The organism is Methanocrinis sp. (assembly GCF_049974945.1).
Lineage (GTDB): Archaea > Halobacteriota > Methanosarcinia > Methanotrichales > Methanotrichaceae > Methanocrinis.
In genome coordinates, this window is the sequence record NZ_JBNGCU010000116.1 from 1 (window position 1) to 4,446 (window position 4,446).

Here is a 4,446-nt window from a genome sequence, read left to right on the forward strand (position 1 = left end):
CTCATCCCGTAGACCTCGTTGAAGGCGATGCAATACCCCTCCCCCGCGAGCTTTCCGGCGGCGTAGGGGGACTTTGGCTCCGGCCTCATATCCTCCCTCTTGGGAAGAACTGGCGAGTCGCCGTATACCGCCGCCGATGAGGCGAAGACGACTTTCTCGGCGCCTGCGTCCCGGGCGGCGACAAGGACGTTCAGCGTCCCCTCGACCCCCACCCGGCTCGTCTGGATCGGGTCCTCCACCGACCTCTGGACCGAGGCGATCGCCGCCTGGTGGAAGACGCAATCGCACCCCTCGAAGGCCTCTTTCAGGAGATCGAGGTCGAGGATGCTCCCCTCGACGAGCTCGATGTCCAGACCCGCCAGGTTCTCTCTTCTCCCGGCGGAGAGGTCGTCGACGACCACCACCTCATTTCCGTCGGCCAGGGCCTCGGCGAGGTTTGAGCCGATGAACCCGGCTCCCCCCGTTATGGCGTACTTCCTGGTCATGGTCGATAGCATCCTCGATTGGAGAATTTTTCTCCCGGAAGATACCTGCAAGTCTCGCAAAGATATTATTCCGACTTGAAAATATGATGCTTAAAATACTTCCTGGAGATGGCCTCCGCCACATCCGTCTGCGCCCTCCTATCATCAGATCAATTCGGACGCTGACGTCTCTCCGCCTCCACTCAGATCAGCCGAGATCTGGAGGAGTGCCCTTCCCCCCTCCCTCTCATCTCCCAAATAAACCTTTTGGCCCCTCACCCAGATCCTCGCCCGAGACCCCCCCTCCCGGCATCAGGCGAGCTTCGCTGCCCTCTCCACTCCCCGCACCACCGCCCGACCGGAAGGGAGGGCGGCGCAAGAGGACCGCGACCCCGGCCCGCGCCCGCGATATCGGGGATTGGTGGCCGCCATCCCCCCTCCAGCCTGAACGGAAGGGATGAGGAGAGTACGACAGAGTCACCGCTCAGAAGATCTCCCCAGATCCTCGAGCATTTTGGCGACGGTCCTCCTGAGGGGCGGAAGATCTTCTGATAAGGAAGCCCATACGACCTCCAGATCCACGTCAAAATAGCCGTGTATCAGCTTGTCGCGCGTCCCCGCAACATCTTTCCAGGGGATCTCAGGATACCTTTTCTTGAGGTCATCGGGCACCCTTTTCGACGCCTCGCCGATGACTTCAAGAACCCGGAGAGCCGCCAAGACCTTCACCTCGTCTCTTGCAAACTCCTCGAAATTGCCGCCCGCCACCATCCTCTCCCCAATCTCTGCATAATGCGCGATATCAAATAGATAATCCCTGGGATCCCCATCTCTCCTCAAACGGCCACCACCTCCTTCAGGACCGCATCTCTGATGCCGGGTTTTAGGTTTTTCTTCATCACCAGATCCACCTTAACCCCCATCTTATCTCCCAGCTCTCGTTCGAGCCGGATTAACTCCCAGAGAGTGGGTGCTCGTTCGAACTCCACAAGAATGTCCAGGTCGCTCTCACCGTCCGCCTCACCTCTGACGTAAGATCCGAAGACCCACAGACGCTTCACAACATAACGATCCGCGAGATAGGGGATGCTTTCCCTCAGCATCCTGACGATCTCATCTAGAGAGGAGCGATCTGCAGTTGGCGAATGGTCGATCATGGTATCACCTGACTTTCATCTTATACTCGAAATGCTTTCAGGAGATATATATATTTTTGAGACCTTCCGGCCCGCCTTTGGACCGCACCCTTGACCACCGCCGCCGCATCGGACGAGGGATCACCTCGGAGGAGAGAAAGAGAGGCCCCAACATCGATACAGAAGCTCCATCGCGCCGATTCCCCGCACCACCGCCCGACCGGAGGGAGAGCGGCGCAAGAGGGGCGCGAACCCCGCCAGCACGCCATCGGGATTAAAGAGCCACCATCCCCCCTCCACAAAAGCATAATACAAGGCAAGGATCATACCCCATCCCAAGATGCTGGTCTTGCACGCAATCTGGGATCGATCCTCCCTTCGCCTCTGGGCGGAATCGTCAGCCCTTCCGGCGGCGGTCAAGCCGTCGCGGGGAAGAATACCCAAAAAGAAGCCCAGACCCCACCCCTTCGCCGTCCCGATAGATATGCTCAACGACGAGATGGCGACGATCTTCGGGATGAACCCCACAGGCGCCGAGCCGATAACGTGCAGGCTGCCCGCCACCAAGAAGGGCCCGCTCCCGTCCCCGGGGCTCATACGGGACGATCTGATCGACCAAGAGCCTTCAGGCCTGTCCCCCTGGCTCATAGACGCCCTCGCCTTCGACCCCCCTTCAGCTCTCGATACCCTCCTCGATCTGCCCGTCCACCCGCCACCGGGGATAGTCTTCGCCAGCTCCTTGGAGTTCTGGATAACAGCGGCCAGGTTCTCCCTCGAACTGATCGCCAGAGAACAGTTTGCTCCCATCGCAATAGAGGGCAAAGCTCGATGGAGACCGATAATCGACGAGGACGACCAAACCCGGCTTCAGACCCTGGCGAAATCCCTGCCGCCCGCCTGCCTCGCCTTCGAGGAGGAGACCTCCTCGAGAAAGGAGCCTCGAAAAGCCGGACCCGACCCCCTCCACCTCGTCACCGGCTTCATCGACCTGACGACCGACGCCTTCGTCCGCCGGTCCCTCATCGCCGAAGAGATCCGCCTCGATCCCCACCCAGCCGGCCGGCGATCCAAAACCGCGCCCCTCCCCCGCCAGTTCCTCCGGGCCCTGGCCGGCGATGACCCCAGCCTCAAGGCCAGCGTCCCGGAGCTGAAGGCCTTCTCTAAAAAGATGGAGGGCTGGATATCCTCGCTCAAGCCCCCCTTCCCCAACGCGCCCTTCCGGACCTGTTTCAGGCTGGACTCGCCCCCGGCCTCCGGAGATGGCAACGGCGAATCATGGCACTTGCGCATATTCTTCCAGGCAAAAGACGACAAAAGCCTCCTCGTTCCGGCAGAAGAGATCTGGAAAGCCCGGTCAGTGACCGCCACCTTCCTCAAAAGAAAGATCAACAACCCCCAAGAACACCTCCTGAGAGACCTGGGCACCGCGTCCCGGATCTCCCCCCAGATCGAGCGGTGCCTGATGGCCGCCTGCCCCTGGGGCCTTGAGCTTGAAGCTCAAGAGGCCTACAAGTTCCTCCGGGAATCAGCGCCCCTCCTGGAACAGAACGGGTTTGGAGTCCTCCTCCCGTCGTGGTGGGAGAAGCGGGGCGCACGCCTCGGCCTGAAACTTAAGCTGATCGATCTCGACGAGGAGACCGAACCTGACCGAGAGATTAGCCGGGGCCTCTTCGGCCTGAAATCGATCGTGAAGTATGACTTGAAGCTCGCCCTCGGCGACTCGCCCCTCACCGAGACGGAGCTTTCCAACCTGATCAACCTCAAGGTGCCCCTGGTCCAAGTCCGGGGCGAATGGGTGGAGCTGCCCCCATCGGAGATAGAGACTGCCATAAAGTTCTTCGAGAAGAGGCGGGAAGAGGGGATAGAGACCATCTCCCTGGGTGAGGCGATCCGCCTGGGCCTGGGCGCAGAAGAGGCCATGGAAGGAGACCTTCCCCTCCTCAAGGTCGAGGCCGAAGGCCGGATCCGCGATATGCTGGAGCGCCTCTCAGGAAAAGGCGAGATCGAGACCGTCGACGTCCCCGCAAGCTTCAGAGGGACCCTCCGCCCTTATCAGGCCAAGGGCCTCTCCTGGCTCAGCTATCTGCACCAGCTGAGGTTCGGGGCCTGCCTCGCCGACGATATGGGCCTGGGAAAGACCGTCGAGCTGATCGCATTCCTCCTCCACGAGCAGGCTTTGGGGACCCGAAAGCCAACCCTTCTGATCTGCCCCATGTCGGTGGCGGGAAACTGGCAACGCGAACTTGAACGTTTCGCCCCATCCCTCCGGGTCATGGTCCACCACGGCGCCGACCGGCTATCCGAAAGGGACTTTGGAGAAGAAGCGAAAGGCCACCACCTCGTCATCACCACCTACGCCACGGCTCAGCGGGACGAAGAGGCCCTGTCGACGATCTGCTGGCAGAACCTCGTCCTGGATGAGGCCCAGAACATCAAAAACCCCCAAGCCAAACAGACCAAGACCATAAAGAAGCTCAAGGCCGACCAGAGGATCGCCCTCACCGGAACCCCGGTCGAAAACCGCCTCTCGGAACTCTGGTCGATCATGGACTTTTTAAACCCCGGCTACCTGGGTCCCGCCAAGAAGTTCCACCAGACCTTCGCTCTGCCCATCGAGAGGTACCGGGACCAAGACCGAGCCGAACGCCTCCGGCGAATGACCCAACCCTTCATCCTCCGCCGGCTCAAGACGGATCCAGCAATCATCAGTGACCTGCCTGAGAAGGTCGAGTCGAAGCTCTACTACCACCTCACCCCCGAACAGGCCACCCTCTACGGTGCCGTCGTCGAGGATATGCTGGCAAAGATCGAATCCTCCGCCGAGATCCAGCGCAGAGGCCTGATCC

The 4,446-nt window shown here is 60.7% G+C and carries 4 protein-coding genes; 1 reads left to right on the plus strand and 3 read right to left on the minus strand.

The features are described from left to right. From ACP5EL_RS09210 to ACP5EL_RS09220, 3 genes are all read right to left on the minus strand, one after another. On the minus strand, positions 1–485 hold a 485-nt coding region (locus ACP5EL_RS09210), incomplete at its 3' end, for an NAD-dependent epimerase/dehydratase family protein (RefSeq protein ID WP_428402217.1). 456 nt (positions 486–941) lie between these two features. Next, positions 942–1,304: a HepT-like ribonuclease domain-containing protein gene (locus ACP5EL_RS09215; protein WP_428402218.1), complete on the minus strand. Its 363-nt coding sequence runs from the start codon at positions 1,302–1,304 to the stop codon at positions 942–944. After that, positions 1,301–1,567 carry a nucleotidyltransferase family protein gene (locus ACP5EL_RS09220; RefSeq protein WP_428402219.1) on the minus strand — a complete coding sequence of 89 codons (267 nt, stop codon included), beginning with the start codon at positions 1,565–1,567 and terminating at the stop codon, positions 1,301–1,303. Before ACP5EL_RS09220 ends, ACP5EL_RS09215 begins: the two co-directional genes overlap by 4 nt. Before the next feature lie 373 nt (positions 1,568–1,940). Here ACP5EL_RS09220 and ACP5EL_RS09225 point away from each other — a divergent pair. After that, a partial coding sequence (locus ACP5EL_RS09225) for a DEAD/DEAH box helicase (RefSeq protein ID WP_428402220.1) occupies positions 1,941–4,446 on the plus strand: 2,506 nt, incomplete at its 3' end.